This window comes from Klebsiella sp. M041 (assembly GCF_059759695.1).
On sequence record NZ_JCAXWU010000005.1, the window covers coordinates 50,285 to 76,268 of the forward strand.

Annotated in this window: 21 protein-coding genes and 1 pseudogene; 7 read left to right on the forward strand and 15 right to left on the reverse strand. The window is 62.3% G+C overall.

What is annotated here, in order from left to right; genetic code table 11:
- Window positions 1–9 precede the first annotated feature (9 nt).
- From AC6CWS_RS07535 to AC6CWS_RS07560, 6 genes and pseudogenes are all read right to left on the reverse strand, one after another.
- Window positions 10–1,278, reverse strand: a pseudogene (locus AC6CWS_RS07535) (Zn-dependent hydrolase).
- 97 nt (window positions 1,279–1,375) lie between these two features.
- Window positions 1,376–2,386 carry an ABC transporter ATP-binding protein gene (locus AC6CWS_RS07540; protein WP_044521499.1) on the reverse strand — a complete coding sequence of 337 codons (1,011 nt, stop codon included), beginning with the start codon at window positions 2,384–2,386 and terminating at the stop codon, window positions 1,376–1,378.
- Window positions 2,376–3,413 carry an ABC transporter ATP-binding protein gene (locus tag AC6CWS_RS07545; RefSeq protein WP_065882581.1) on the reverse strand — a complete coding sequence of 346 codons (1,038 nt, stop codon included), beginning with the start codon at window positions 3,411–3,413 and terminating at the stop codon, window positions 2,376–2,378. The genes AC6CWS_RS07540 and AC6CWS_RS07545 overlap by 11 nt, the downstream gene beginning before the upstream one ends.
- A gap of 3 nt (window positions 3,414–3,416) precedes the next feature.
- Window positions 3,417–4,310 carry an ABC transporter permease gene (locus tag AC6CWS_RS07550; protein ID WP_023288741.1) on the reverse strand — a complete coding sequence of 298 codons (894 nt, stop codon included), beginning with the start codon at window positions 4,308–4,310 and terminating at the stop codon, window positions 3,417–3,419.
- Window positions 4,311–4,312: 2 nt separating this feature from the next.
- The gene (locus AC6CWS_RS07555) at window positions 4,313–5,266 is read right to left on the reverse strand and encodes an ABC transporter permease (RefSeq protein WP_023288740.1); all 954 of its coding nucleotides are present in this window, start codon (window positions 5,264–5,266) and stop codon (window positions 4,313–4,315) included.
- Window positions 5,267–5,284: 18 nt separating this feature from the next.
- A complete protein-coding gene (locus tag AC6CWS_RS07560) occupies window positions 5,285–6,952 on the reverse strand; it encodes an ABC transporter substrate-binding protein (RefSeq protein ID WP_023288739.1) in 1,668 nt (555 codons plus the stop codon).
- Window positions 6,953–7,277: 325 nt separating this feature from the next.
- Between AC6CWS_RS07560 and AC6CWS_RS07565 the strand changes: the two genes are divergently transcribed.
- The gene (locus tag AC6CWS_RS07565) at window positions 7,278–8,393 is read left to right on the forward strand and encodes a YbdK family carboxylate-amine ligase (RefSeq protein WP_023288738.1); all 1,116 of its coding nucleotides are present in this window, start codon (window positions 7,278–7,280) and stop codon (window positions 8,391–8,393) included.
- Window positions 8,394–8,440: 47 nt separating this feature from the next.
- Window positions 8,441–9,160, forward strand: a complete 720-nt coding sequence (locus AC6CWS_RS07570) for a phosphodiester glycosidase family protein (RefSeq protein ID WP_065882582.1) — start codon at window positions 8,441–8,443, stop codon at window positions 9,158–9,160.
- Between the two features lie 759 nt (window positions 9,161–9,919).
- Here AC6CWS_RS07570 and AC6CWS_RS07575 read toward each other — a convergent pair.
- Genes AC6CWS_RS07575 through AC6CWS_RS07585 form a run of 3 tightly spaced genes read right to left on the reverse strand, consistent with a single transcriptional unit; the run spans window position 9,920 to window position 16,881 of the window.
- Window positions 9,920–13,012, reverse strand: coding sequence for an efflux RND transporter permease subunit (locus AC6CWS_RS07575; RefSeq protein ID WP_065882584.1), 3,093 nt, complete (start codon window positions 13,010–13,012; stop codon window positions 9,920–9,922).
- A gap of 13 nt (window positions 13,013–13,025) precedes the next feature.
- Complete coding sequence (locus AC6CWS_RS07580; RefSeq protein ID WP_023288735.1) at window positions 13,026–14,105, reverse strand: efflux RND transporter periplasmic adaptor subunit; 1,080 nt, start codon at window positions 14,103–14,105, stop codon at window positions 13,026–13,028.
- A 52-nt stretch (window positions 14,106–14,157) separates the two neighbouring features.
- Window positions 14,158–16,881 (reverse strand): cation-transporting P-type ATPase, encoded by a 2,724-nt coding sequence (locus tag AC6CWS_RS07585; RefSeq protein WP_065882585.1) that lies wholly within the window; start codon window positions 16,879–16,881, stop codon window positions 14,158–14,160.
- A 501-nt stretch (window positions 16,882–17,382) separates the two neighbouring features.
- Here AC6CWS_RS07585 and AC6CWS_RS07590 point away from each other — a divergent pair.
- On the forward strand, window positions 17,383–17,631 hold the full coding sequence (locus AC6CWS_RS07590; RefSeq protein WP_002893037.1) for a DUF1158 domain-containing protein: 249 nt from the start codon (window positions 17,383–17,385) through the stop codon (window positions 17,629–17,631).
- 17 nt (window positions 17,632–17,648) lie between these two features.
- On the opposite strand, the gene AC6CWS_RS07595 is transcribed toward AC6CWS_RS07590, so the two are convergent.
- A complete protein-coding gene (locus AC6CWS_RS07595; RefSeq protein WP_004202492.1) occupies window positions 17,649–17,990 on the reverse strand; it encodes a RamA family antibiotic efflux transcriptional regulator in 342 nt (113 codons plus the stop codon).
- 30 nt (window positions 17,991–18,020) lie between these two features.
- Window positions 18,021–19,136, reverse strand: a complete 1,116-nt coding sequence (locus AC6CWS_RS07600) for an MBL fold metallo-hydrolase (protein WP_074442613.1) — start codon at window positions 19,134–19,136, stop codon at window positions 18,021–18,023.
- 179 nt (window positions 19,137–19,315) lie between these two features.
- Here AC6CWS_RS07600 and AC6CWS_RS07605 point away from each other — a divergent pair, with 179 nt between their 5' ends.
- The 3 genes from AC6CWS_RS07605 to nfsB all read left to right on the forward strand — a co-directional run bounded on the left by AC6CWS_RS07605 (window position 19,316) and on the right by nfsB (window position 21,038).
- Entirely contained in the window at window positions 19,316–19,900 is a 585-nt protein-coding gene (locus AC6CWS_RS07605) for a TetR/AcrR family transcriptional regulator (protein WP_023288732.1), read from the forward strand.
- On the forward strand, window positions 19,897–20,265 hold the full coding sequence (locus AC6CWS_RS07610; protein WP_004202487.1) for an MmcQ/YjbR family DNA-binding protein: 369 nt from the start codon (window positions 19,897–19,899) through the stop codon (window positions 20,263–20,265). Before AC6CWS_RS07605 ends, AC6CWS_RS07610 begins: the two co-directional genes overlap by 4 nt.
- Window positions 20,266–20,384: 119 nt before the next feature.
- On the forward strand, window positions 20,385–21,038 hold the full coding sequence (nfsB, locus tag AC6CWS_RS07615; protein ID WP_023288731.1) for an oxygen-insensitive NAD(P)H nitroreductase: 654 nt from the start codon (window positions 20,385–20,387) through the stop codon (window positions 21,036–21,038).
- Window positions 21,039–21,194: 156 nt separating this feature from the next.
- Here the strand turns inward: nfsB and AC6CWS_RS07620 are convergent, their stop codons facing one another.
- The 4 genes from AC6CWS_RS07620 to AC6CWS_RS07635 all read right to left on the reverse strand — a co-directional run bounded on the left by AC6CWS_RS07620 (window position 21,195) and on the right by AC6CWS_RS07635 (window position 24,402).
- The gene (locus tag AC6CWS_RS07620; protein WP_049013658.1) at window positions 21,195–21,482 is read right to left on the reverse strand and encodes a helix-turn-helix domain-containing protein; all 288 of its coding nucleotides are present in this window, start codon (window positions 21,480–21,482) and stop codon (window positions 21,195–21,197) included.
- Complete coding sequence (locus AC6CWS_RS07625; protein WP_049013659.1) at window positions 21,475–21,792, reverse strand: type II toxin-antitoxin system RelE/ParE family toxin; 318 nt, start codon at window positions 21,790–21,792, stop codon at window positions 21,475–21,477. The genes AC6CWS_RS07620 and AC6CWS_RS07625 overlap by 8 nt, the downstream gene beginning before the upstream one ends.
- Window positions 21,793–21,976: 184 nt before the next feature.
- On the reverse strand, window positions 21,977–23,020 hold the full coding sequence (locus tag AC6CWS_RS07630; protein WP_065882587.1) for a DUF2157 domain-containing protein: 1,044 nt from the start codon (window positions 23,018–23,020) through the stop codon (window positions 21,977–21,979).
- A gap of 515 nt (window positions 23,021–23,535) precedes the next feature.
- On the reverse strand, window positions 23,536–24,402 hold the full coding sequence (locus AC6CWS_RS07635) for a helix-turn-helix transcriptional regulator (RefSeq protein WP_023288725.1): 867 nt from the start codon (window positions 24,400–24,402) through the stop codon (window positions 23,536–23,538).
- 108 nt (window positions 24,403–24,510) lie between these two features.
- Here AC6CWS_RS07635 and AC6CWS_RS07640 point away from each other — a divergent pair, with 108 nt between their 5' ends.
- The gene (locus AC6CWS_RS07640; protein ID WP_048296961.1) at window positions 24,511–25,938 is read left to right on the forward strand and encodes an MFS transporter; all 1,428 of its coding nucleotides are present in this window, start codon (window positions 24,511–24,513) and stop codon (window positions 25,936–25,938) included.
- Window positions 25,939–25,984: the final 46 nt, after the last annotated feature.

Below are 25,984 nucleotides of genomic sequence, written 5' to 3' on the forward strand. Positions count from 1 at the left end.
GATGAGCGCCTACACCGGCCGGGCGTACTGGAGCATCACCTGCAGCAGCACGTTGGCCCCGGCGGCGACGTGCTCCGGCGAGGCATACTCCATTTCGTTATGGCTGATCCCGTCCTTGCAGGGAATAAAAATCATCCCGGTCGGCGCCAGGTAGCTCATATACACGGCGTCATGCCCGGCGCCGGAGACAATCGGTCGCGCCGGGTAGCCCAGCCGCTGCGCGGCATCGGCAATGGCCTGCTGGCATTCGCTATCGAACGGCGCCGCCGGATAATGGCTCACCTGCTTCAGGGCCACCTGCAGACCGCTCTCCCGCTCAACCTCCGTGATAAACGCCCGCAGCTGGCGATCCATTTCATCCACCAGCGCATCGCTGAGATTGCGCATATCAATGGAGAAGGTGACCTCCCCGGGCACCACGTTGCGGCTGTTGGGCCACACCTGCACGCTGCCGACGGTGCCGCGTCCCTCTTCGCTGCGCCCGGCAATGGCGACCACCTCCTGCATAATGCGGGTCGCCACCTGCAGGGCATCCTGACGCAGGCGCATCGGCGTGGGTCCGGCGTGCGACGCCTGGCCGGTCACCACGCAGTCGTACCAGCGGATCCCCAGCACGCCCTGCACGATACCGATGGTTTTCGCTTCATCTTCGAGAATCGGTCCCTGCTCAATGTGCGCCTAAAAATAGGCGCCGATGGGATGCTCTCCCGGGGTCTGCTCGCCGATATAGCCGATCTGCGCCAGCGCCTCGCCGACGCTGATGCCCTCTTTATCCGTGACGGCCCAGGTCTCCTCCAGCGGGAAGACCCCGGCAAAGACCCCGGAGCCCATCATCACCGGCACGAAGCGCGACCCCTCTTCGTTGGTCCAGAACACCACCTCAATCGGCGCCTCGGTGGCAATCTGCCGATCGTTGAGCGTGCGCACCACCTCCAGCGCCGCCAGCACGCCGTAGTTGCCGTCAAATTTGCCGCCGGAGGGCTGGGTGTCGATATGGCTGCCGGAGACGATGGGCGGCAGGCTGGGGTTGCGCCCTTCCCGGCGCATAAACACATTGCCGATTTTATCGATGGTGACGCTCATCCCGGCCTCCCGCGCCCAGCCAATCACCCGGTCCCGCCCCTGGCGGTCGAGGTCGGTGAGGGTCAGACGGCGGCAGCCGCCCTTCGGCGTGGCGCCGATCTGAGCAAGATCCATTAACGACGCCCACAGGCGGTCGCCATTGATGCGCCAGCGGGTGGTGTCGGTGGCGGGGGTAAAAAGTACATCACTGCTCATGGTGGTCTCCTGACATCAAGGTCGCCGCCAGCGCAACCGGCGGTGGAAAATAAGGCATCAGCGCCTGGCCTTCATCTGTAGAGTGTGTTGCCGTCGGTCAGACGGCCAGGGCCTGCGCGTGGGCGTCAATCGCCAGCTCGCGCCAGCGGTGGCAACTCACCGTGTGGCGCTCCGCTGCGGCCTCCGTCGGCGGCAGGCTCTGCTCGCAGACCGGGCGACGGTGCGGACAGCGCTCGGCAAAGGCGCAGCCGGGGGGCAAGCGCGCCAGATCCGGCGGCGCGCCGGGAATGCAGTGCAGGGCATCGCCTTTCTTGAGCCCCTCTTTCGGCCGGCTGCCCAGCAGCACCCGGGTATAAGGATGGCGCGGGTGGCGCAGGATCTCGCTCATGGCGGCCTCCTCAACGATCCGCCCGGCGTACATCACCGCCACCCGGTCGGCAATCTCCACCGCGGCGCCGATGTCGTGGGTCACAAACACGATCGACAGCCCGCGCTGCTTTTGCTGCTCGCGCAGCAGGATCAGGATCTGGATTTGCACCGTGGCGTCGAGGGCGGTGGTCGGCTCATCCGCCAGCAGCAGCTGCGGGTTACAGGAGAGCGCAAGGGCGATCATCGCCCGCTGGCGCATCCCGCCGGACATCTCGTGCGGGTAAGCCTCCAGCCGCCTTTCGGGGCTGGGAATGCGCACCTGGCGCAGGGCCTCCAGCGCCCTGTCCCGGGCCGCCTGGCGCGACAGCCCTTCGTGGCGACGCAGCCCTTCTATAATCTGCTGGCCGACGGTGTAGACCGGATCGAAGGCCAGAAGCGGCTCCTGAAAAATCATCGCGCAGCGCCCGCCGCGATAGCGCCGCAGCTGGCTGGCGTTCATCGTCAGCACCGCGTCGTCCCCCACCCGCAGGGTGCCGGAGAGCTCACTGCTCCCCGGCGGGTGCAGGCGCATCAGCGCCCGCAGGGTCACGCTCTTGCCGGAACCCGACTCGCCAATCAACGCCATCACCTCCCCCTTTTGTACGTCAAAGGAGACCCCGTTGACCGCGTTGATGGTCTGTCCGTCGCGGCGAAAGACGACCCGCAGGTCGCGCACATGGACAAAGGCGTTATGCGACATGGCTGACCTCCTTAAGAGGGATGCTCTGATGCCAGGGCGAGGCCGGCTGCGCCATCAGGCAGGCGCTCTGGTGCCCCTCCCCGACCGCCTCCAGCCGCGGTTTCACTTCGGCGCAGACCGCCTTCGCATGCGGGCAGCGGGTGTGAAAGCGGCAGCCGCTCGGCGGCGCGATGGGGCTGGGGGGATCGCCGCTCAGCGGCGAGGTCAGGGTGCGGTTTTGCGGATCCATGGAGGGCATGGAGCTTAACAGCGCCCGGGTATAGGGATGGGCGGAGGCGGTAAACAGCTGCTCCGCCGGGCCGATCTCCACCACTTCGCCAAGGTACATGACGAGGATCCGATCCGACAGCCAGCGCACCACGTGCAGATCGTGGCTGATAAACACATAGGTCAGATCGAGGGTCCGCTTCAGCTCCTGCAGCAGCTGCAGCACCTGAGCTTCCACCGATTTATCCAGCGCCGACACCGCTTCATCAAGAATGACCAGCCGCGGCTTCATCGCCAGCGCGCGGGCGATATTCACCCGCTGCCGCTGGCCGCCGGAGAGCGCATGGGGATAGCGGTCGGCGAAGCGCGCCGGCTCAAGGCCAACGTGCGCCAGCAGATAGCGGGCGTATTCGCTGGCCTCTCTGGCGCTGACGCCGTGGACCCGCTGGCCGAAGGCGATGCTCTCCTCCATGGTCAGGCGCGGATTGAGCGAGGCATAGCTGTCCTGGAAAACCATCTGCACCTGGCGACGGTAGGCTTTCAGCGGCAGACGCGACGAGCCGACCCCCAGCCCGTCGAAGATCAGTTCGCCGCTGTCCTGGGTGAGCAGCTGCATCAGCAGCCGGGCGGTGGTCGATTTGCCGCAGCCCGACTCGCCGACCACCCCCAGGGTTTCGCCTTTCATCACCGTGAAGCTGATATCGTCCACCGCCTGGACCACCTCCCGGCCTTTGCCGCCGCGGAAGTACTTCAGCAGGTGATTGACCTTCAGCAGCGGCTGCGCCGGCCCGCCGAGGTCGATATTGGTAAAGGGTTGCATCGCTTACTCCTTAATCGCCATTGCCGCACGCAGGCGGTCCGCGAGGATATTGAACGAAATGGAGGTGATAAAAATCATCAGGCCCGGCAGGGCGGCCACCCACGGCTGGGTATAGATTGCCGTGCGCAGCGTATTGAGCATCAGCCCCCACTCGGGCTCCGGCGGCCGCACGCCGAGGCCGAGAAACGACAGGCCGGAGGCGAGGATCATGCACACCGAAATCAGCCCGGTGGAGAAGACGAAGATCGGCCCGAGCACGTTACCCAGCACCTGGACGCGGATAATGGTCAACGCGCTGGCGCCGGTGGCCCGGGCGGCGTCGATATAGTCCATATGCCGTACCTGGGCGGTCACGCTCTCGGCAATCCGCGCCACCTGCGGGACAAACACCAGGGTCAGCGACAACAGCGCATTGCCGATGCCCGCCCCCAGCGCCCCCGACAGCGCAATCGCCAGCAGGACCGAGGGAAAGGCATAGAACACATCCACGGTGCGCATGATCAGGGTATTGATTTTGCCGCCCATGTAGCCAGCGATGATCCCGATGGCGCCGCCGATAAAAAAGGCGAACACCACCGGGACAATCCCCATAAACAGCGACAGCCGGGTGCCGAGGATCAGTCGCGACAGCATGTCGCGCCCCAGCTCATCAGAGCCCAGCGGGAAGCCGTCGCTGCCGATGGGCTTCAGGCGCAGGAACATCGACGTTTGATAGGGGTCTTTGACGATAAGCCACGGCCCGAACAGCGCCAGGGCCAGCAGAACGAGAATGATCGCGCCGACGAATACCCCGCCCGGGTCGCGCAGTAAGCGGCGCAGCACGCCGCGCCAGTAACCTTGCCGGGAAGCGTTGGCCGGCGCGGCCGGGACCGCTTTCGTCGTTGCCGTATCCACCATGGTCAGCTCCTCTTTATGCGCGGGTCGAGGGTGGTCTGCAGAATATCCACCAACAGGTTGAGCAATACGAAAAACAGCGCCAACACCCAGATGGTGCCCTGCAGCAGGGGCAGGTCGCGCTGAAAAATGGCGGTGTTGAGCAGCAGTCCGGTTCCCGGCCAGGAGAAGACGGTCTCCACGAGGATCGAGCCGCCCATCAGATAGCCCACCTGCAGCCCCATCACCGCCAGCGCGGTTGGCGCGGCATTTTTCATGACGTGGACAAAGATGCGCGACTCGTTGAGCCCGCGAGCGCGCAGGCCAACGATGAACTCCTGGCTGAGGATATCGGCGACCTGCGAGCGCACGGTGCGGGCGATAATCCCGGTCGGGATCACCGACAGCGTGATGGCCGGCAGCAGCATGAACTGCAGGTGCGCCCAGTCCCATTGCCAGCCCACCTCGCCTATCGGCCCGCCGCCGGTGGCCGGCAGCAGCGCGAACTTGACGCTGCAGAGGATCACCAGCAGCATCCCCAGCCAGTAGTGCGGCACACTGACGCCAAACACCGACAACACCGAGGCCAGACGGTCAATGACGCTGTTGCGAAAATAGCCGGCGACAAAGCCGAACAGACTGCCGAGGACGAAACCGATCGCCGTCGCCAGCAGCGCCAGGCGCAGGGAGTAGCTTACCGCGGTCATCACCTCGTCAATAACCGGGCGGCCGGTGGCGACCGACATACCGAGGTCGCCGTGCAGCGCCCGCCACAGCCAGTGGATAAACTGCAGGGGCAGCGGCTTATCAAAGCCGTAAGCCTGCATCAACGTCTGGCGCAGCGCCTCCGAAGCGTCCGGCGGCATTACCGACACCAGCGGGTCGCCAGGCGCTATCTGCACCAGCATGAAACAGATCACCGCCACCCCAAGCATGGTGGGGATAGCCAGCAGAATGCGGTATAGCAGCGTATTGATCATCGGTCGCCCCTTTCGCGATTACTCTTTTTTGCTCACCAGACTGAGGTCGATAAACCAGCTCTGCGGTTGCACCACCCCGGTCACCGCGGGCGAAATCGCGCGCGGCCCGACGTCGTGGGCGACAAACAGGAACGGCACCTGATCCACCAGCGCGGCGTGTAGCTCGCCGGCGGCTTTATTCATCGCTTCCGGGGTAAAGGCGTGCTTGACGGCGGCGGCCAGTTTTTCCGTCTCCGGAGTGGAGAAGTAGCCCCAGTTGGTCGCCACCGGCGGAAACGCTTTGGCGGTGGAGAAGCGGATCAGGCCAAAATAGGGATCGTTGACCGCGGCGCTGACGTTGATCGCGTCGATCCCTTTTGCCGAGGGATCCCGGGCGCCCAGACGCCAGTTGGTGAACAGGGTGTTCCATTCCACCACTTTGATATCCACATTGAAGAAGCAGCTCTTCAGGCTCTGCTGGATATACTCGTTCATCGGCAAGGGCTGCATCTGCCCGGAGCCGGAAGCCGAGGTCGCCACCGTGACGTGCAGCGGCTTGCCGGCGCTGTATCCGGCCTCGGTCATCAGCTGACGGGCGGCGTCCGGGTCATATTTGATCTGGAAGGTGGGTTTGCCATGCCACGGGCTGTCGGCCTCGTAGACCCCGGTGGCCTCGGTCATATAGCCGCCGAGGTAGCTCTTCAGCTCGGCGCGGTTCAGACACAGGTTGGCCGCTTTACGCACCCGAATGTCCTGCCACGGGGATCCTTTTTCAAAGGAGAACTGCCAGGGCCACAGGTGCGGCTGGGTGTTGGCGTAGAGGTGAAAACCCTGAGACTTGATCTGATCGATGGCGTCCGGCGCCGGGGCTTCAATCCAGTCCACCTGCTTCGACAGCAGCGCCGCGGTGCGGGCGTTAGCCTCCGGCAAGGGGATCAGCACCACCTTATCCACCCGGGGAATGCGATCTTTATTCCAGTAGTCGGGATTTTTCGCGAGGATCAGCTGCTGACGCGGCACCAGCTTCTCCAGTTTGAACGGGCCGCTGCCCACCGCATGGGCGGCGAAGGCGGTCCACGCCTGTTTGCTGCGCGCGGCGCTATCGCCCGCGCTGGCCGGCACCGCGTCATACTGCTTCTGCCACGCCGTGGGCGAGACAATAAACAGGTTGGTGATGTTGTACGGCAGCAGCGCGTCCGGTTCCGAGGTGGTCAGCGCCACGGTGTGATCGTCAATTTTCTCCGCGCCGGCGAGGGTCGGCATCCGCGACAGGGTGTTGCCGATCTGACCCGGGGCGTACTGTGGCGCTGCTTTATTGAGCACCTTATCCACGTTCCAGACGATGGCGTCGGCGTTCACCTCGCTCCCATCATGAAATTTCACCCCCGGACGCAGGGTGAAAATCCAGCGGCGGGTGTTCTGCGGATCGATGTGCCACTCGGTCGCCAGCCCCGGCACCAGACCGCTGGGCTTTTCCCCTTGCGACAGATCCCACTCCACCAGCGCGTCGTACAGCGGGATGCCGGTAAAGCGGTTGCCCTCATAGCCCTGATCCGGCTGGCCGAGGGTCAACGGAATATCCGCGGCGGTCATGGCGATCCGCAGCGTGGAGGCGTTGGCAGGTAAGGCGGCGCCCGCCAGGGCCAGTGCGCCGCTCACCGCCACGGCGAGACGACCGGCACGCGAAAATAACGTCGTTTTGTGCATCACATGATCCCTGTTAAATAAAGTGTCACTGATTAACAGGCAAAATGCGTACCAGTTCTGGTGCGGGCGGAAATAGGACAAAACCGACCGATAAAATAAGAAGGACTTATATTATCACCATGATAATTATGGGAAAATAATTCAACCTTATTCTGCCGCACCGCCAGCGGGAAATATGTTGCAGAATTGCACCAGTCGCTATATCGCAAAATTTAAATAATCACGTCGCGTCACTTTTTATGCTTCCCCCTCCCCCGCCGCGGCGTATTCTCCGCCGGGAACAATCCCTTCTATACTTCAGAGAACACATCGACCGGGAGAGACTATGCCATTAGCCGATTTTCACCGCTCCGATCCGTTTACCCTCGGTATCGAACTGGAGCTGCAGGTGGTGAACCCGCCGGGTTACGACCTCAGCCAGGATGCCTCGACTCTGATTGCCGACGTCCAGCATGAACTGACCGTGGGAGAAGCCAAGCACGATATCACCGAGAGCATGCTGGAGATCGCCACCGGGGTGTGTCGCGACATCAGCCATGCGCAAGCCCAGCTCAGCGCCATCCAGCAGGCGGTCCAGCGCGCGGCGCTGCATCATCATCTGCAGATCTGCGGCGGCGGTTCGCACCCCTTTCATGCCTGGCAGCGCCAGCAGATCAGCGACAATCCGCGCTATGTCAAAACCGTCGAGCATTTTGGCTATCTGGCGCAGCAGGCGACGGTCTTTGGCCAGCATGTGCACGTCGGCTGCCAGAGCGGCGACGACGCCATCTATCTGCTGCACGGCCTGTCGCGCTTTGTGCCGCATTTCATCGCCCTCAACGCCGCCTCACCGTGGTTCGACAGCACCGACAGCCGCTTCGCCTGTTCGCGCCTCAACCGCTTCTCCTCTTATCCCGACAACGGCCCGATGCCGTGGGTGGCCGACTGGCAGGGGTTTCGTCGCCTGTTCCGCCAGCTGAGCTACACCAGCATGATCGACAGCATGAAGGATCTGCACTGGGATATTCGCCCCAGCCCGCAGTTTGGTACCGTCGAGGTGCGGGTGATGGATACCCCCCTGACCCTCGCCCAGGCGATCCACATCGCCGGCTTTATTCAGACCCTGGCCTGCTGGCTGTTGACGGAGCGTCCTTTTAAGCACCAGCCTGACGATTATCTGCTGTACCCTTTTAACCGCTATCAGGCCTGCCGCTACGGGCTGGACGGGACTCTCACCGATGTGCGCGGCGGGGAGCAGCGCAGCATCCGCCAGGAGATCCTGCAGCTCGCCGACCGGCTGGCTCCTTTCGCCCATCAGCTGAAGGCGACGGCGGCGCTGGAGGCGGTGGTTCGCCAGGCGAAATCGTCGCACAGCGAAGCGCAGCAGATGCGCGAGTTTATCGCCAACGGCGGTTCGCTTTCCGGGCTGGTGCAAAAACACTGTGAGATTTGGGCGGCATAAGACAGCGAGGCGGGTATACTCGGCGCAGACCATAGAAAGGACCGCCCATGTTATTACGCTGCCTGCTCCCCCTGGCGCTGCTGCCCCTGGCCACCCTCGCCAGCGCCGCCTGTACCCTCACCGACCCGACGCTGACCCTGCAGAGCTATCGGGTGGATGCGCAGAAAGAGCGCATTGCGATGTACTGGCAGGATCGGCACGGCAAAGCCTGGGGTTCCCTGCGTTCGCTGCTGGCGGGTATCGATGGCGATGGCCGGGTGCAGATGGCGATGAACGGCGGCATTTACGATAAGGCCTACGCGCCGCTGGGGCTGTATATCGAAGACGGCAAGCGCCTGACGCCGGTAAACCGCTCCGCCGGCGGCGGGAACTTCTTTATCCGCCCCGGCGGCGTATTCCTGGTGGAGAACGGCCGGGCGAAAATCGTGCCGCTGCCGGCGTTTAAACGCTCTCCCGCCATCCGCTATGCGGTGCAGTCCGGCCCAATGCTGATTGAAAATGGCGCTATCAACTGGCGGCTGAAGCCCTCCGCCAGCTCGCGCAAACTGCGCAACGGCGTTGGCATCGATAAGCAGGGCCGGGTGGTGTTTATGCTCAGCGATCGCGAAACCAACTTCTATGATTTTGCCTGCTATGCGCAGTCAAAACTTGGGGTACGGCAGATGCTTTATCTCGACGGCACCCTGTCGAAGATGTACCGCAAAGGCGGCAGCGTGCCGTGGCAGTATCATCCGTTCGTGACCATGATAACGGTGGAGAGGAAATAGCGGGCGCGTTTGGGGGCGGCCATTCCAGCCAGGAGAGTGAATAAATTAACGACAGGCCGGGCAAGGGATTGCCGCCGTGCCCGATGTCCTTGCCCGGTGGCGCTGCGCTTACCGGGCCTACAAAGTCTGCTCGCTATGGTATGGCCCTGAAAACTACGGGCGTGCAGCGGGGTCGATTCCCGCTGAAATCGGCTCTCCCCCAGAGGAGAGAGGACCGCCCGGTAGTCGTTGCAGCCCCGGTATACACAGCGGGGCCACGGAGAAAGGCACATACAATTTTTAACGTATATATTCTGATCGCTATGGTATGGCCTCTGAAAACTACGGGCGTGCAGCGGAGCCGATTCCCGCTGAAATCGGCGAACCGGAGGTCGGGCTGGCCGCCACGGAGGGCGGCCAGAGGCGATTCGAGACACGACAAAATTGCCGGGAGCAATTTTGAACAGCGCTTGCGCTGGCCCCGCAGGGGCGAGTCCCAGGGATGGGACGAGTAGTATCGAGTTGAGCCGACCGCAGGCGGACGACCGGGAGGTGAGCGTAGTGCGCAGCACCGATTTCTCTGCGGGACCGGGGGGATTGTAAAGGGGGAGACGGTTTTCTCCCCCTTTACCCGTTCACCAGCGAAGGACTACCCTTTTCTGCCAAACGCAACGTGAACGGAAAATTCCCCCTAACCCCGGCTCTCCCCAAAGGGAGAGGGGACCGCCCGGTAGTCGTTGTAGCCTGGGGTATCCCCGTTACCGACCGGTAGCGCCGCGCTTACCCCCGCCGATGCGCCCACTCGCGCATACGCTGAAACAGCACATACAGCGAAGGAATAAACAGGATGCCAACCATCGTCGCCACCAGCATCCCGCTGAACACCGTGGTGCCGATGATCCGCCTACTCTGCGCCCCGGCGCCGGTGGCGAGCATCATCGGCATGATGCCGATAATAAACGACACCGCGGTCATCATCACCGCGCGGAAGCGGCGGGTGGCGCCCTCGCGCGCGGCGTCGACTATCGACAGCCCCTCCTCGCGCCGGCTGCGGGCGAACTCAACGATCAGAATCGCATTCTTCGCCGCCAGGGCGATCAGCAGCACCAGCCCTATCTGGACATACACATCGTTGGCATAGCCCGCCGTCCACAGCCAGACCAGCGCTCCGCCGATGGCGAACAGCACCGAGAGCATGACGCTCGCCGGCAGCGTCCAGCTTTCATACTGCGCCACCAGGAACAGCCACGCCATCGCCACCGCCGCCAGCACGATCCACACCGCCTGATTGCCGGTCTGCTGCTCCTGCCAGGAGATCCCGCTCCAGGCGTAGTCATACCCCGGCGGCAGATGGGCCTGCAAAATCTGCTCCATGGCCGCCATCGCCGTGCGGCTGCTGACCCCCTCGGCCGCTGAACCGCTCACCGACACGGACGGGAACTGGTTGTACTGCTGAATAAACGGCGCCCCCACCGTCGGCGTAATGGTGACCAGATTGCTCAGCCGCACCCGCTCGCCGTCGCGGCTGCGGACGTACAGCTCGCTAATCTGCTCAGCCCGCTCGCGCCACTGCATCTCATTTTGCATCACCACATGATAGACACGGTTGTTAAGACTGAAATCGCCGGCGCGCGTGCCGCCGAACGCCGTCTGCAGGCTGCTGAAGATCTGCGCCACCGGCACATCCAGCAGCGCCGCCCGATCGCGGTCGACCGTCAGGGTCAGCTGCGGCACGTTGCTGCTCCAGGTGGTAAATACCCGGCTCAGCTGCGGATGCTGGTTCGCCAGCTGAAGGATCTCCCGCGTCACCTGCTCCAGCTCCGCCGACGACTGACCGGCCTGCGCAAGAATGCGCAGATCAAACCCCGAGGCATTGCCCAGGCCCGGCAGGGTCGGCGGCGCGAAGGTCATGATCGTCGCCTCCGGCAGCGACAGCAGCTGGCGCTGAATATCCGCCATCACCGTATCCAGCGGCGGCCGCTGATGCCAGTCCTTGAGCATCACCGAGATAAACCCGCCGTTAGCGGCGCTGGTGCCGTTGAGAATGTTGAAGCCGGACACCTGAATCACATCCTCCACCGCCGGGTTAGCCGCCAGCAGCTTGCGCGCCTGGGCCATCACCGATTCGGTGCGCTCCAGCGACGCCGCCTCCGGCAGCTGCACACTGGCAAACAGGTAGCCCTGATCTTCCTGCGGCAGGAAGCCTTTCGGCATCGAGGTGAAGCTGAACGCCACCAGCGCGCCCGCCGCCACCGTCGCCGCCAGCGCCAGCCACGGGCGGCGGTTCATCCACCCCACCAGCCGGCCATAGCCGTCGCGGGTGCCGTCGAGAAGACGGTTAAACGCCCGCCACACTGCCGCCGGCCGGGCGGGTCGCGGGCGCAGCAGCAGCGCGCAGAGGGCCGGGGTCAGGGTTAACGCCACCAGGCTCGACAGGGCCACCGCGGTGGAGAGCGTCACGGCAAACTGCCGATACAGCTCGCCGACGATCCCCGGGAGCAGCGCCACCGGCACAAACACCGCCAACAGCACCAGGGTCGTGGCGATCACCGGCCCGGCGATCTGCCGCAGCGCCTGGGCGGTGGCCTGCAGGCGATCCAGTCCTTCCGCCATTTTGGTTTCGACATTCTCCACCACCACAATGGCGTCATCCACCACCATCGTCAGGGCGAGAATAATCGCGAACAGGCTGAGGGTGTTGGCGCTGTAGCCCAGCAGATAGAGCACCGCAAAGGTGCCGATCAGTGACACCGGGATCGCCAGGGCCACGATCAGCGTCGCCCGCCAGCTCTGCAGGAACAGCGACACCACCACCACCACCGCCAGCAGGGTCAGCGCCAGCGAGACGCCGATCTCTTTGATCGTCGCCGCCACAAAGCGGGTGGTATCGAACTTCACCTCCCAGGTGAGATCCGCCGGAAAGCGAGTGTGCAGGCGGTTAAGCTCCGCGCGCACCGCGCTGGCGACCTGCAGGGCGTTGGCGGTAGGCGTCGGATAGATCCCCAGATAGGCCGACGCTTTACCGTTCAGCTGCGCGCCGGAGCTGTAGCTGCGGGCGCCCAGCTCGATGGTCGCCACGTCGGCGAGGCGCACCAGCTGCCCCTGCGCGCCGCGGCGGAGGATAATCTCGCCAAAGCTGGCCGCCTCGTTCAGACGCCCCAGTCCGTTGATGGTCAGCGTCTGCTGCTGGCCGTTGAACACCGGCGGGGTGCCCACCTGCCCCGCCGCCCCCTGCACATTCTGCTCGCGCAGCGCCTGGGCAACGTCATCCGTGGTGATGTTGAGGGCGTTCATGCGGTCCGGGCGCAGCCAGATGCGCATGCTGTAATCCCGGGCGCCAAACATCTGCACCTCGCCGACGCCGGGCAGGCGGGCCAGCGCCTCGCGCACCTGGGTGCTGGCGTAATTGCTGACAAACAGCGGCGACAGCGTGCCCAGCGGCGAGTAAAGGCTTACCCCCATCAGCAGGTTGCTGGCGCGCTTGCGCACCTGGACGCCATTCTGCTGCACTTCCGCCGGAAGTTGCGCCAGCGCCTGCGCCACCCGGTTTTGCACGTCGATCGCCGCCAGATCGGCATCGGTGCCTGCCGCGAAGGTGATACTCAGGCGGTACGTCCCCTCGTCCGAGCTGGTGGACTCCATATACAGCATATGATCGACGCCGTTGAGCTGGGTCTCCAGCGGGGCGGCGATGGCCTCCGCCACGTCTGACGCGCTGGCGCCCGGCCAGCTGGCGGTGACGTTCACCACCGGGGGCGTGATCGCCGGGTACTGCTCCACCGGGATCAGCTTCAGCGATACCGCGCCGACAAAGGTCAGCAGCAGCGCGATCACCATCGCAAATCGCGGACGACGGATAAAAAAGGTCAGCATCCCCTCTCCTTAGCTAGTTCAGCACCTGCACCGCGGCGCCTTCGCGCAGCCGCTGCGCGCCGTCAGTGATCACCTGCTCGCCCGCCTGCAGCCCTTTCTCGACCGCAAACTGCTGCCCCTGTTGCCCCGCAAGGGTCAGACGACGCTGCCCGGCGGTGTGGTCCGGCTTCAGCACCCAGCTGAAAAAGCCCTGCGGATCCTGCTGCACGGCGGCAGCCGGGATCATCACCCGCGACGACAGCGCTTGCGGACGGAACAGGATCGTCACGCTGCCGCCCGGCAGCAGACGGTGCTGCGGATTGGCAAACTCCGCCCGCACCGCCACGCTGCCGGTGCGGGCGTCGATCCGGTTATCGATGGAGGTCAACACGCCGTCGCGCCGTTTGCCATCCACGTCAATTTGCGCCAGCCATGCCTGCTTCAGGGCGTGGATGTCGGCATGCTGGCCGGTTTTGCTGAAAAACGCGGCTTCGTCGAGGGCAAACGACACCCGTACCGGATCGAGCTGCACGATGTCCGCCAGCACCCCGCTGGACGGGTTGACCAGCGTCCCGACGTGAAAGGCGCTGTGGCCCACCCGCCCGGTCACCGGCGCCGCAATCCGGGTATAACCGAGCACAATCTGCTGAGCCTCGACGCGGGCTTTCGCCTGCTGCACGGCGGCGGCGGCGACGTCGCGCTGCATCCGGGCCGTGTCGAGGTCGTTGCGGCTGATGGAGTGGTTGTTGATGAGCCGCTCATAGCGAGTGAGCAGCTGCTGCGACTGGCGTAACGAGGCTTCGGCGCTTTTCAGCTCGGCCTGCGCCAGGGCCAGCGCCGCGCGGGGCTGCGCGTCGTCGAGGGTAAACAGCAGGTCGCCCTCGGTCACATACTGCCCGTCCTGGAAGTGGCGCTGAACAATCACCCCTTCGGTGCGTGCGCGAATGTCGACGGCGCGGATCGCCTCGACCCGCCCGGGGATGGCGCGTTCTTCAGCGTGAGGAGCCCGTTCTACCGTGGCGACGCGGACCGGCACCGCCGGCGCGGCGGTCGCCGTCAGGGCGCTGCCGCCCAGGACGCAGGCCAGCAGCGCAAAGCGAAAGGTGTTAATCATAGAGGATCCTTGCGAAAGTAACGCGCGCCTGCAGCCAGGCGCGCGAGATCGATCAGGCCGTTTTGCGGAACCGGCGCGTCAGACGCTTCTCGACTTCCACCACCAGGAACATGGCGATGCCGATGACCAGGGTGACAAACCAGTAGCGCAGCGGCAGCGCTTCCGTGCCAAACATGTTCTGCATCAGCGGGACATAGATAATCACCAGCTGCATCAGCAGCAGGACACCGGTCACCAGCCAGATGCCTTTATTGCGCAGCAGGCCCATGCTCAGGGAGAAGCTGTCGCTGCTGCGGCAGTTGATCATGTAGACCCACTGAGCCGTCACCAGCATCTGCAGCAGCACGGTGCGGATAAACTCCGGACTGTGGCCGCGCGGCGCCAGCCAGGCCTCAAGGATAAAGGCGGCAATCGCGATCATCGACCCGACGAAAGCCACCCGCCACACGGCGAAACCATCCATCACGTGCTGGCCGGTTTTACGCGGCGGGCGGTTCATCACGTTGCGCTCCGCGGCCTCAAAGGCCAGGCCGAAGGAGAGCGTCGCCGACGTCGCCATGTTCATCCACAGGATCAGCACCGGGGTCAGCGGAATCATGTTCCCCGCCAGCAGGGCGATGATGATCAGCAGCCCCTGCGCCAGGTTGGTCGGCATGATGAAGAGGATGGTCTTCTTCAGGTTGTCATAGACCCGACGGCCCTCTTTTACCGAGCTGGCGATGGTGGCGAAGTTATCATCGGTCAACACCATGTCAGCCGCCTCTTTGGTGACTTCGGTGCCTTTGATGCCCATGGCGATACCCACGTCGGCCTGGCGCAGCGCCGGCGCGTCGTTGACGCCGTCGCCGGTCATGCCGACCACTTCGCCGTTATCCTGCAGGGCTTTCACCAGGCGCAGCTTATGCTCCGGGCTGGTGCGGGCAAAGATGTCGTACTCCACCGCCGCCTTCGCCAGCGCCGCATCGTCCATGTGCTCCAGCTGGTAGCCGGTCATGGCCTGGCTGCTGTTGGTGATCCCCAGCATCTGGCCGATGCTCATCGCCGTCTGCGGGTGGTCGCCGGTGATCATCTTCACGCGGATGCCGGCGGTCTGGCAGGCGTGGATAGCGTCAATCGCTTCCGGACGCGGGGGATCCATCATCCCGGCGATGCCGAGGAAAATCAGTCCCTCCTGCAGGTCCTCATGGTTCAGCGTGGTGGCATCAACGCTGGCCGGCTTACAGGCCGCCGCCACCATGCGCAGCCCCTGACGGGCGAAGCGCGCCATCTCCTCTTCCCAGTACTGCGCCTCGAAGGGCACCGCGCCCTGGCGGGTCATCTGCTCGCGGCACATGCCGAAGATGACGTCCGGCGCACCGGTGATTAACACCCGGGCATCGCCATCAATGTGCTGCAGCGTCGACATATATTTGTACTGCGAGTCAAAGGGGATCTTGGCCACCAGACGGGCCTCCACCGCCGGGAGCTGCGCTTTCGCCGCCAGCACCTTCAGCGCCCCTTCGGTCGGCCCGCCGGTGATCCCCCACAGGCCGCGCTCATCCTGGGTAAGCTGGCTGTCGTTGCACAGGTCGATGGTGCGCAGCCAGGTCTCCAGCACGGTACCCGGCTGAACCTGCACGGGCTCATCGCTCCCCTCAAGGAAGATCCTCCCCTGCGGCTCATAGCTGTCGCCTTCCACCCGATAGCAGCAGTCGGCGGTGATGATCGCCTTGACGGTCATTTCGTTCATCGTCAGGGTGCCGGTTTTATCCGAGCAGACCACGGTCATGGCGCCGAGGGTTTCCACGGTCGGCAGCTTACGGATAATCGCCCGCTTGCGCGCCATCGTCTGGACGCCGAGCGACAGAATAATCGAGATGATCGCCGGCAGCCCCTCCGGTACCGCGGCCACCGCCAGGCTAATCAGCGACAGCAGCAGTTCGCCCATCGGGATGTCCCGCAACGCGAGGCTGAAAATAAACAGCGCCACCATCATGGCGAGGATAATGACGAAAATCGCTTTGCCGAGCTTATCCATCTGCACCAGCAGCGGGGTGCGGTGCTTCTCAATGCCCGCCATCATCTGGTTGATATGGCCGAGTTCGGTCTGCGCGCCGGTGGCGGTCACCACGCCGACGCCGCCGCCGGCGCTGACGGTGGTCCCGGAGAAGACCATATTCACCCGGTCGCCCAGCGGCAGGTCGCCCTCCAGCGCGTCGGTGATTTTATCCACCACCGTCGACTCGCCGGTGAGGATCGCCTCTTCCACCCGCAGGTTGTGCGTTTCAATCAGCCGCATATCCGCCGGCACGCGGTCGCCGGCGCGCAGGATAACGATATCCCCCGGAACCAGGTCGCGCGTCGGGATAGTCTCATGTTTGCCGTTACGCTGGACGCGGGCATCGCTGGAGAGCATGTTGCGGATCCCCTGCAGGGATTTTTCGGCGTTGCTCTCCTGGATATGGCCGATCAGGGCGTTAATCACCGTCACGCCAAGGATCACCAGGGTATCGACCCAGTGACCCATGATGGCGGTGAGCGCCGCGGCGGCCAGCAGCACATAAATCAGTACGTCGTTAAAGTGGGCGAGAAAGCGCAGCCAGGCCGGTTTTCCCTTCTTTTCCGGCAGTGCGTTCGGCCCGCAGGTATTCAGGCGCTCGGCGGCATCTGCGGAACTTAACCCAGCGGCCTGGCTTTTGGTCTGCGCCAGCACTGCGTCAACGGTCTGCTGCCAGACCTGCCGTGGCGCGGTGTCGCCCGAGGGCGTCGTAAACTTTGGGTTATTCATCTTGGTCAAATTACATTTTCCTTATAAATTCCGTGAGTCGGAAAGCCTGAAATCATTCCTGGCCAATGCAATAAAAGGTGGCGAAAAAGCCGATAAAAATGTGAACCATTACAAGCCTAAATTTTTCGCAAAATAAAAAATATGTGGTAAGTTAATTCCACAAACCAACTATTACAGAATATTAATAAACCAAAACTAAACGAGGTCAAATATGTTTGGAATCTACCGCGGACGCCGTCTGGCGCTGTACATCCTGCTGGCCATCATCGCTGCCACGCTGGTTGGGTATAGCACTTATAGTTTTGTAAAAGCGCTGGCATAATAATGACGTTAATTTACAAGCAACGAATTTTAATTTAATTACAAATTATTTCAGATTAATTAACACGAGAAGACAATGCAGGCAATAATATTAAAAAGAGGCGTATTAAGGCGAGTAAAATACAAAGCATATTGCGTTAGGTGTTATTTTGCCGGACAATATGTTTTTTAACTGATGATTAACATGACATGAAACATCCGCTGGAAACGCTCCTCTCCGCCGCCGGGATCTTACTGCTGGCCCTGCTCTCCTGTCTGCTGTTGCCCGCGCCGTCGCTGGGCCTGACGCTGGCGCAAAAGCTGGTTGAGACATTCCATATGATGGATCTCAACCAGCTTTATACCGTGCTGTTTTGTCTGTGGTTCCTGGCGCTGGGCGCCATTGAGTATCTGGTGCTGCGCTGGGTGTGGCGTCGCTGGTTTTCCCTCGAACGCTAAATCAGGAAGGGCGCGCCTCAGTGGGCGCGGCTGTGGTTCTCTTTACGGTAGGCGCCCGGCGGCAGATTGAAGGTCCGGGTGAAGACGCGGGTAAAGGTCTGTTGTGAATCGAAGCCATACTTCAGGCAGATATCGTAGACCCGCTGATCGGTGTCGCGCAGATCGCGGGCGGCCAGCAGCAGCTTCCTTTCGCGTATATAGCGCCCCAGGCTCTCCCCTTTATACTGTAAAAACAGCCGTTGCAGATGCCATTTCGAATACCCGGCATGGCGAGCGATATCATCAATACGCAGCGGTTGATGCAGGTTGTCATCAATCCACTCGACGATAGTGTCAATCACCTGAGCGGAAATCGTCATATGCTCTCTCCTCTGATGCTGCACTGGCGCTTAGCGCCACCAGGCGTTAAATGATTGCGTCTTATCGGCGACCCACACCGGCTCGCCCTGCACAGGCGTCAGCAGACGCCAGGCCCTTCCTTCGCTGGCAGCCGCCAGCCGTTGATACGGTTCATCCCAGCTGTGTTTCGCCAAAACGAATCGTCCTGCATGCCCAGGCAGCACCGCGCCAGCGCGCAGGTCGTCAGCAGCCTGAGCCGTTTCATCCGGCATCATGTGGATATATTTCCAGTCCTGGTCATACTGTCCGTTCTCCATGATCGCCAGATCGATCGGACCGAACTCATCGCCTATCGCTTTAAAGTGCGGCCCATACCCGCTGTCGCCGCTGTAATAAATCTTTTGCTGCGGGGTAACGAACAGAAAACTGGCCCACAGCGTCTGGTTGCGCTTCAGCCCACGGCCGGAAAAGTGCCGCGCCGGCAGGACGTGGACGCTGAGCTCATCGCTAACCGGAATCGCCTGCTGCCAGTCCGCTTCGGTAATCAGCGCCCCGTCCATTCCCCAGTAGCGCAGGTGTGAACCAACCCCCAGCGGCGTAATGACCCGCTTAATTTTCGGCAGCAGAGCGCGGATGGTGGCGTAATCCAGATGGTCGTAGTGATCGTGGGAGACGATCAGCAGATCGATCTCCGGCATCCCTTCCGCCCGCCACGGATAATCGCCGGGGAAGGCTTTATTGATAAAGGAGAACGGCGCCGCGTAATCGCTGAACACCGGGTCGATCAGGATGCGTTTTCCCGCCAGCTGCAGATACCAGGAAGAGTGGCCGAGCCAGACCATCACGTCCTGCCCGAGGGGCAGCGTCGCCAGGTCGGTTTTCACCAGCGGCAGCGGCTGCGCGGGACGGGCGTTTTCCCGTTTGGTCATCAAAAAATCCCACCACGCCGCCAGCATATTTTTCTGCCCGGTAAATCCCGGCGTGGGCAGCTGGTTATGGAACTGGCCGTCCCGGTAGTGGGGAGACGCTTCCACCTGGCTAAGCTGTGCCCCCTGCGGCGCCTTACCAAAACCGGCATTGAGGACAAACGGCAATGTCGTTGCTGCTGCGAGTAACATGATGGCGACCACGCTGAAAGTGACACGGTTCATATCCTGACCAGACAAAAGCCCCCATCCCGGAGGCTTTATGATATAACTTGATTATGAGTGAGTACGCACTCATTATTAGGAATGTGATGAAAGTCGTCAAGACGATTTTCAATTTTTGCGTTCCGCCGTTGCAGCGACCTGGTCAGACGTGCAAAGATCGGCGGTTTGTTTAAACCTGCGTGAGGAAAAATGTAGTGGCTCGTCCAAAGAGTGAAGATAAAAAGCAAGCGTTACTGGAAGCTGCCGCCGCGGCTTTCGCCCAGTCCGGCATCGCCGCCTCAACGTCGGCCATCGCCCGCAGCGCCGGGGTTGCCGAGGGGACGCTGTTTCGCTATTTCGCCACCAAGGATGAGTTGCTCAACGAACTGTACCTCGCCATTAAGCTGCGCCTGGTGCGGATGATGATCGCCGGGCTGGATCCGGACGAAAAGCGCCCGAAAGAGAACGCGCGCAATATCTGGAACAGCTATATCGACTGGGGCGTGCGCAACCCGATGGAGCACAAGGCGATCCGCCGGATGGCGCTCAGCGAGCGCATCACGGACGAAACCCGCCGCCAGGTGAAAGAGAGCTTTCCGGAGCTCAACGAAATGTGCCAACTGTCGGTGAAAGAGATATTCCTCAGCGAAGCGTATCGCGCCTTTGGCGATGCCCTGTTTCTGTCGCTGGCGGAAACCACTATCGAATTCGCCAGCCACGATCCGCAGCGCGCCCGGGAGATTATCGCCCTTGGCTTTGAAGCCATGTGGAACGCCCTGCATGAGGCGGACGCCAAATGACGCCGGAAACGCTGCACCCCTGCGCCCACCGTATCGCCCTGACCTACCCGTTTACCGAGCACTGCTGGCCCTTTGGACCGGAGTACGACGTGTTTAAGGTCGACGGCCGCATCTTTATGATCACCATGACCATTCGCGGCCGGGCGCTGGTCAACCTCAAGGCCGAGCCGCAGAAGTCGCTGCTCAATCAGGAAATTTATCGCAGTATCGAACCAGGCTACCATATGAACAAGAAACACTGGATCACGGTGGTGCCGGGGGACGACATCAGCGAGGATCTGCTGGCCGAGCTGATTGACGACTCATGGCATCAGGTGGTGAACAAGCTGAGCAAAAAGGCCCAGCAGCGCCTGCGTCCGCGCTGATTTTCAGCCAAACGCGATAAGTGTTATCGCATTTTTCACCCTTATCATTTGGCGATCTTCGCTGTACTCTTCCTCTCCTGAACGCACCGGTAAGGTGCTGTAAACTGTGAGGAAGAGTTATGGATATCGTATCGGTCGCTTTGAAGCGCTATTCCACCAAGGCCTTTGACGCCACGAAAAAGCTGACTGCCGGGGAAGCGGAACAGCTGAAAACGCTGCTGCAGTACAGCCCGTCTAGCACCAACTCCCAGCCGTGGCACTTTATCGTCGCCAGCACCGATGAAGGGAAAGCCCGCGTGGCGAAAGCCGCCAGCGGTACCTACGTGTTCAACGAACGTAAAATTCTCGACGCCTCGCACGTGGTGGTGTTCTGCGCGAAAACCGCGATGGACGACGCCTGGCTGCAGCGCGTCGTGGATCAGGAAGAGGCCGATGGCCGTTTCGCCACCCCGGACGCAAAAGCCGCTAACCACAAGGGTCGCACTTTCTTTGCCGATATGCACCGCAAAGAGCTGAAGGATGACGATCAGTGGATGGCGAAGCAGGTGTATCTCAACGTCGGCAATTTCCTGCTGGGCGTAGCGGCGATGGGTCTCGACGCCGTGCCGATTGAAGGGGTTGATTTTGCGATCCTCGATGAGGAATTTGACCTGAAAGCCCAGGGCTACACCAGCCTGGTGGTGGTCCCGGTCGGCCATCATAGCGTTGAAGACTTTAACGCCTCCCTGCCGAAGTCGCGTCTGCCGCAGTCGACGACCATTACCGAGATCTAATCTCCCCACAAGGCGCCTTTAACCGGGCGCCTGTGGTGTCGCTTGTCAGTGCCGGGTGGCGGCTACGCCTGACCCGGCCTACATAACCATGTCTATATCAGCTGGTTAGCCCTCACCGTAGGCCCGCGCAAGCGCAGCGCCGCCGGGCGCGTTAATTTAATAAAGTAAAACTTGCGGGTGCTTTATACCGCAGGCTAACGCGTATCGCGTTAAGGTATCCAGACTGGCGCGGGTGATATTGGCTTCCATTCTGGAGACCGTTGGCGCACTCACCCCCATCCTCTGCGCCACCTGGGCTCGGGTCAGCCCCGCCTGCTCGCGCCATTGCGCCAGCATAGTACGTAATCGATGTTGACGTTCTTGCGCATCGAACGCAGCCTGAACCTCAGGCTGGCTGAGCAGTTCCGTTTTTAACGTATCCCAGTCAATGATCTTTTTACTCATTGCGCATCTCCTCTAATCGCTTCAGCGCCAGGCGAATTTCCGATGACGGGGTTTTTTGCGTTTTCTTGACAAAAACCCGTAGCAGAAAGAGCGTCTTGCCTTGCTGAAAAACGTAAATCCCCCGCCCCTGTACCGAACCTAACGCCCGAATTTCGAATAGCCCCTGCCCCAGCGGTTTACTATCAGGTTCTCTCAGCGCGGTGGGATTTTGGCGTAACTTGTCTAATTGCCTGATCATCTTCGCCTGGACAATGGCCGGAAGCGCCTGCAATTCCTTTTTAACGTCCACGTGCACAACCATTCTGAACATCAGACTCCCTTCCTCTAAATGTTAGCATATAAGGCAAATTGCCTTAAAGGCTAATTTTGCCGATGCCCGGCAAGCGTATGCGCATTTGCTGCCAATCGCAGAAAAACGTGCTGAAACTGGAATCATGGACGAAAAAAAGCCGCGACTTAGCGCGGCCTGAGTGGTTAGCGTTCTCAAAGCGAGGTTAGTTGTTCTCCACCTGCCTTTCACCCGCGTGCCAGATGCGCTCGGCATAACGGCCAATCACCGCCAGCGAGACGGCAAGGATCAGGAAAAACAGCACCTTGTGCATCCCGTTCCAGAAAAACTCAAAGAAGCGGGTATAGAGATTGATCGCCAGGAAGGTTAACCCGAAGCCGCGCAGCATTGCGTCATCGGTTTTCAGACTGATAAAAATGCAGACGCCAGCCGCCGCGGCAAACAGCAGCCCCCACGGCAGGAGTCGCGCCTGGCTCACGTTGTACCAGCTGTCAGCGTCGTAATTACCTAAAATCGACAGGATCCACAGCGCAATAAACAGATACGTGAGGCCCATCGCCTTGCTGACGGTAAACAGCTGCCGCTGGCGAAGCAGGGACTGCGCGCCGTAGCAGAGCGCCAGCAGCGCGCCGCCGAACAGGACGAAGCGAATCGGGTAGTTCATGCCCAGCCAGTAGGCGCCCCACCCCGAGACATAGCCGGTTTCCGCGCCAAACCAGTTGCCCAGCGCCAGCAGAAAAAAGAGCCACACCAGCCCGGAGCGGGCAGCATAGCCGATAGCGCCGTAAATCACGCATCCGGCCAGAAACAGCGGCGCGATATGGCCGCTGCCGTTATCCAGCCGTTCGCCAAGCTGCCATAGCGCCACCGCGGTAAAGACAACGCCCAGAAACAAAATCGCCTCGGTGCTGTAGTGCCACTGCGTTTCCCGCCGCTGGCGGCGAAAACCCCAGGCGTAGCAGGCCACCGCCAGCAGCGCAGGCAGCAGGATCCGCGTCAGCGCCGAGCGGCTGAACAGGCTCAGCAGCCACGCCACCAGTTCATTGTCGGCGAACAGACTGCCCAGAGCAATCAGCACGCAGGCCAGCGCGGTCCAGAAGGCATAGCGGCTCAGGCGCCGCCAGTCGAAGGGGGAGACGCGCAGCGTTTGCGCCAGCCGCTGGCTGTCTGCCGGGGTTAACTCCCCGCTGGCCTGCCAGGCGTTCAGCGCGCGCTGAATAATGCGCTGCTCTTTTCGGGTTACGTTCATAGGCATTCCTTGAGACTGATGACAAACCTGTTTTCGCTAATGTGCTCGCCTTTCTGCGGGTGGCAGTTGCGCCTGACCCGGCCTACGGTCCCAGCCTGGGGCTGCTGAAACTGCCGGTGTTGCGGCCTCAACATCGCTGAGACGTTCCCGGCAGGCCGGGGCAGCCCGCATGGATGCGGGCTGAGGGCCGTGTTTTGCACGGACGCTGCCTCGGCCCGACCCGAAGCCTGCAGGGATAAGTCGAAGGCACCACGCAGTGGCGATGTTGCTGGCCGGAGCCCGGGGGTGCAGGGGGCGGCGGCGACTGGCCGCCCCCTGTGCGCTCCCTGCGCCATGAGAGATATAACGCAGAAGACTAACCGGGAGCGCAATGTGCGCTGAAGTCGCAGATAACATACAGGACTTCCCGACAGTGCTTTCCCTCCCCTATTCCCGGGGGGAGAGGGAACCGTCCAGCAGCGCCAGCCGGGCAATACCCGAAGATGGCACATTGCCAGCCATCTGATTCCTTGTGATTAATGTTGGTCCAGCCACGCCAGCGCCTGCTCGCCCGCCTCGTCCATCGGCAGGTAGACCAGCAGGCGCGAACCGTTGCGCGGCGCCGAATACCAGTACATCTGCTGCAGGCTGAATCGCCCGAGCTGCGGGTGGTTAAAATGTTTAATCTGGTTTTCCACGCCGCGCACCTCGTAGCGCTGATGCCACAGCGCTTCAAACTCCGACGAGGCGGCGAAAAAGCGCGCCAGTTTGTTTTCCCATGCCGGATCGCCGCGGTGCTCGGCCATCGCGGCGCGGAAATAGGAGACGAAGGTCGGCAGCACATCGCGATTTTCGATCCGGCTGCGCCAGGTCTCATGGGTCAGATACAGATAAATGCAGTTGCGATCTTCTTCCGGGAGGGTGGCGAAATCGATGCCCATCAGGCGGCAGAAGCTGTCGTTCCAGGCCACAATATCAAAGTTCGGTTTCTGAATACTGGCCGGCTGCGGCATCAGGCTGTCCAGCATTCGCCGGGTGCCGGGGCTGATGCCTTCGCATACCGTCACCTGGGTCGCTTCCGGCGGGGTCAGCCCAGCGAGCACGAACAGGTGCCGGGTCTCCAGCGGGCTGCACTGCAGGGCATTCGCTACCCCCACCAGCACCGCTTCCGACGGATTCACCTCCCGCCCCTGCTCCAGCCAGGTGTACCAGGTGACGCCGACGTCGGCAAGCATCGCCACCTCCTCCCGGCGCAGACCCGGCGTGCGCCGGCGGCCCACCCGGGGCAACCCCAGCCGCTGCGGATCGAGGCTCTCACGCCGGGCGCGCAGAAACGCCCCCAGCTGTTTGCGCCGATCGTCCGGCACGGCGAACGTCGACTCTCGTTGCGGCATCGTGGTCATCACCCCTCCAGCATGGTAGTTCCAGTACCAGTATAGACAGGAACTGGTACCCGTTTAATTTATCGGTAATGCTACGTCGGTCTGCTGAATGACGCAATGGAGGACCCCATGAAAACGTCTGCTGTTTCACCCGGCCGCGCCGGTCTGTGGCTGCTGCTGGGCGGCCAGATGCTGCCGCTTATTGATACCTCGATCACCAATGTGGCGCTGGACGCCATCACCCACACCCTGGCGGCCAGCGCTACGCAGCTGGAGCTTATCGTCGCGCTCTACGGCGTCGCCTTTGCCGTCTGCCTGGCGATGGGCAGTAAGCTTGGCGATAACTATGGCCGCCGTCGCCTGTTTATGTGGGGCGTCGCTCTCTTTGGCATCGCTTCCCTGTTGTGCGGCATGGCGAACAGCATCAGCGCCCTGCTGGCCGCCCGTACACTGCAGGGCGCCGGGGCGGCGCTGATTGTGCCGCAGATCCTCGCCACCCTGCACGTCACCCTCAAAGGCCCGGCCCACGCCCGGGCCATCAGCCTGTATGGCGGGATCGGCGGGATCGCGTTTATCGTCGGTCAGATGGGCGGCGGCTGGCTGGTATCGGCGGATATCGCCGGGCTGGGCTGGCGCAACGCCTTTTTTATCAATGTGCCGATCTGCCTGCTGGTGCTGGCCCTGAGCCGCCGCTATGTGCCGGAAACCCGTCGTGAGACGCCGTCGCGGATTGACTGGCAGGGTACCCTGTACCTCGCCCTCATCCTCTGCTGCCTGCTGTTCCCGATGGCCCTCGGTCCGGAGCTGCACTGGCCGCTGTGGCTGCAGCTGATGCTGGTGGCGGTCCTGCCGCTGCTGTTCGCCATGCGTCAGAGCGCCCTGCGCCAGCAGCAGCGCGGCGACCATCCCCTGCTGCCGCCGCGTCTGCTGCAGTTGACCAGCATCCGCTTCGGGATGGCCATCGCCCTGCTGTTCTTCAGCGCCTGGTCCGGCTTTATGTTCTGCATGGCGCTGACCATGCAGGAGGGGCTGGGGATGGCGCCGTGGCAGTCCGGCAATAGCTTTATCGCCCTCGGCGTGGCCTATTTTATTTCGGCGCTGTATGCCCCGCGGCTTATCGCCCGCTACAGCATGGGGCGGATCCTGTTGACCGGTCTGACGGTGCAGATCGCCGGGCTACTGCTGCTGTGCGCCACCTTCTCCCGCTTCGGCATCGCCACCACCGCCCTGACGCTGGTCCCCGCCACGGCGCTGATCGGCTACGGTCAGGCGCTGATCGTCAACAGCTTTTACCGGATTGGCATGCGCGATATCAGCGCCAGCGACGCCGGGGCCGGGAGCGCCATCCTCAGCACCCTGCAGCAGGCGACCCTCGGTCTCGGGCCGGCTATCCTCGGTTCGCTGTTCCTGGCGCTGGCCCGCCGCGGCGGCGGAAACTATCCGCAGGCGCTAATTGATTTTCTGCTGGTCGAGGTGGCCATGATGCTGTTGCTGGGGGCCATCGCGCTGTGGCTGCGCCATCATCTCAACCGACAGCCGGCGACGGCGGCGTCGTAATACCGGCGGCGGTAATTTGCATAATCGTTATCCAGCGGTCATCATA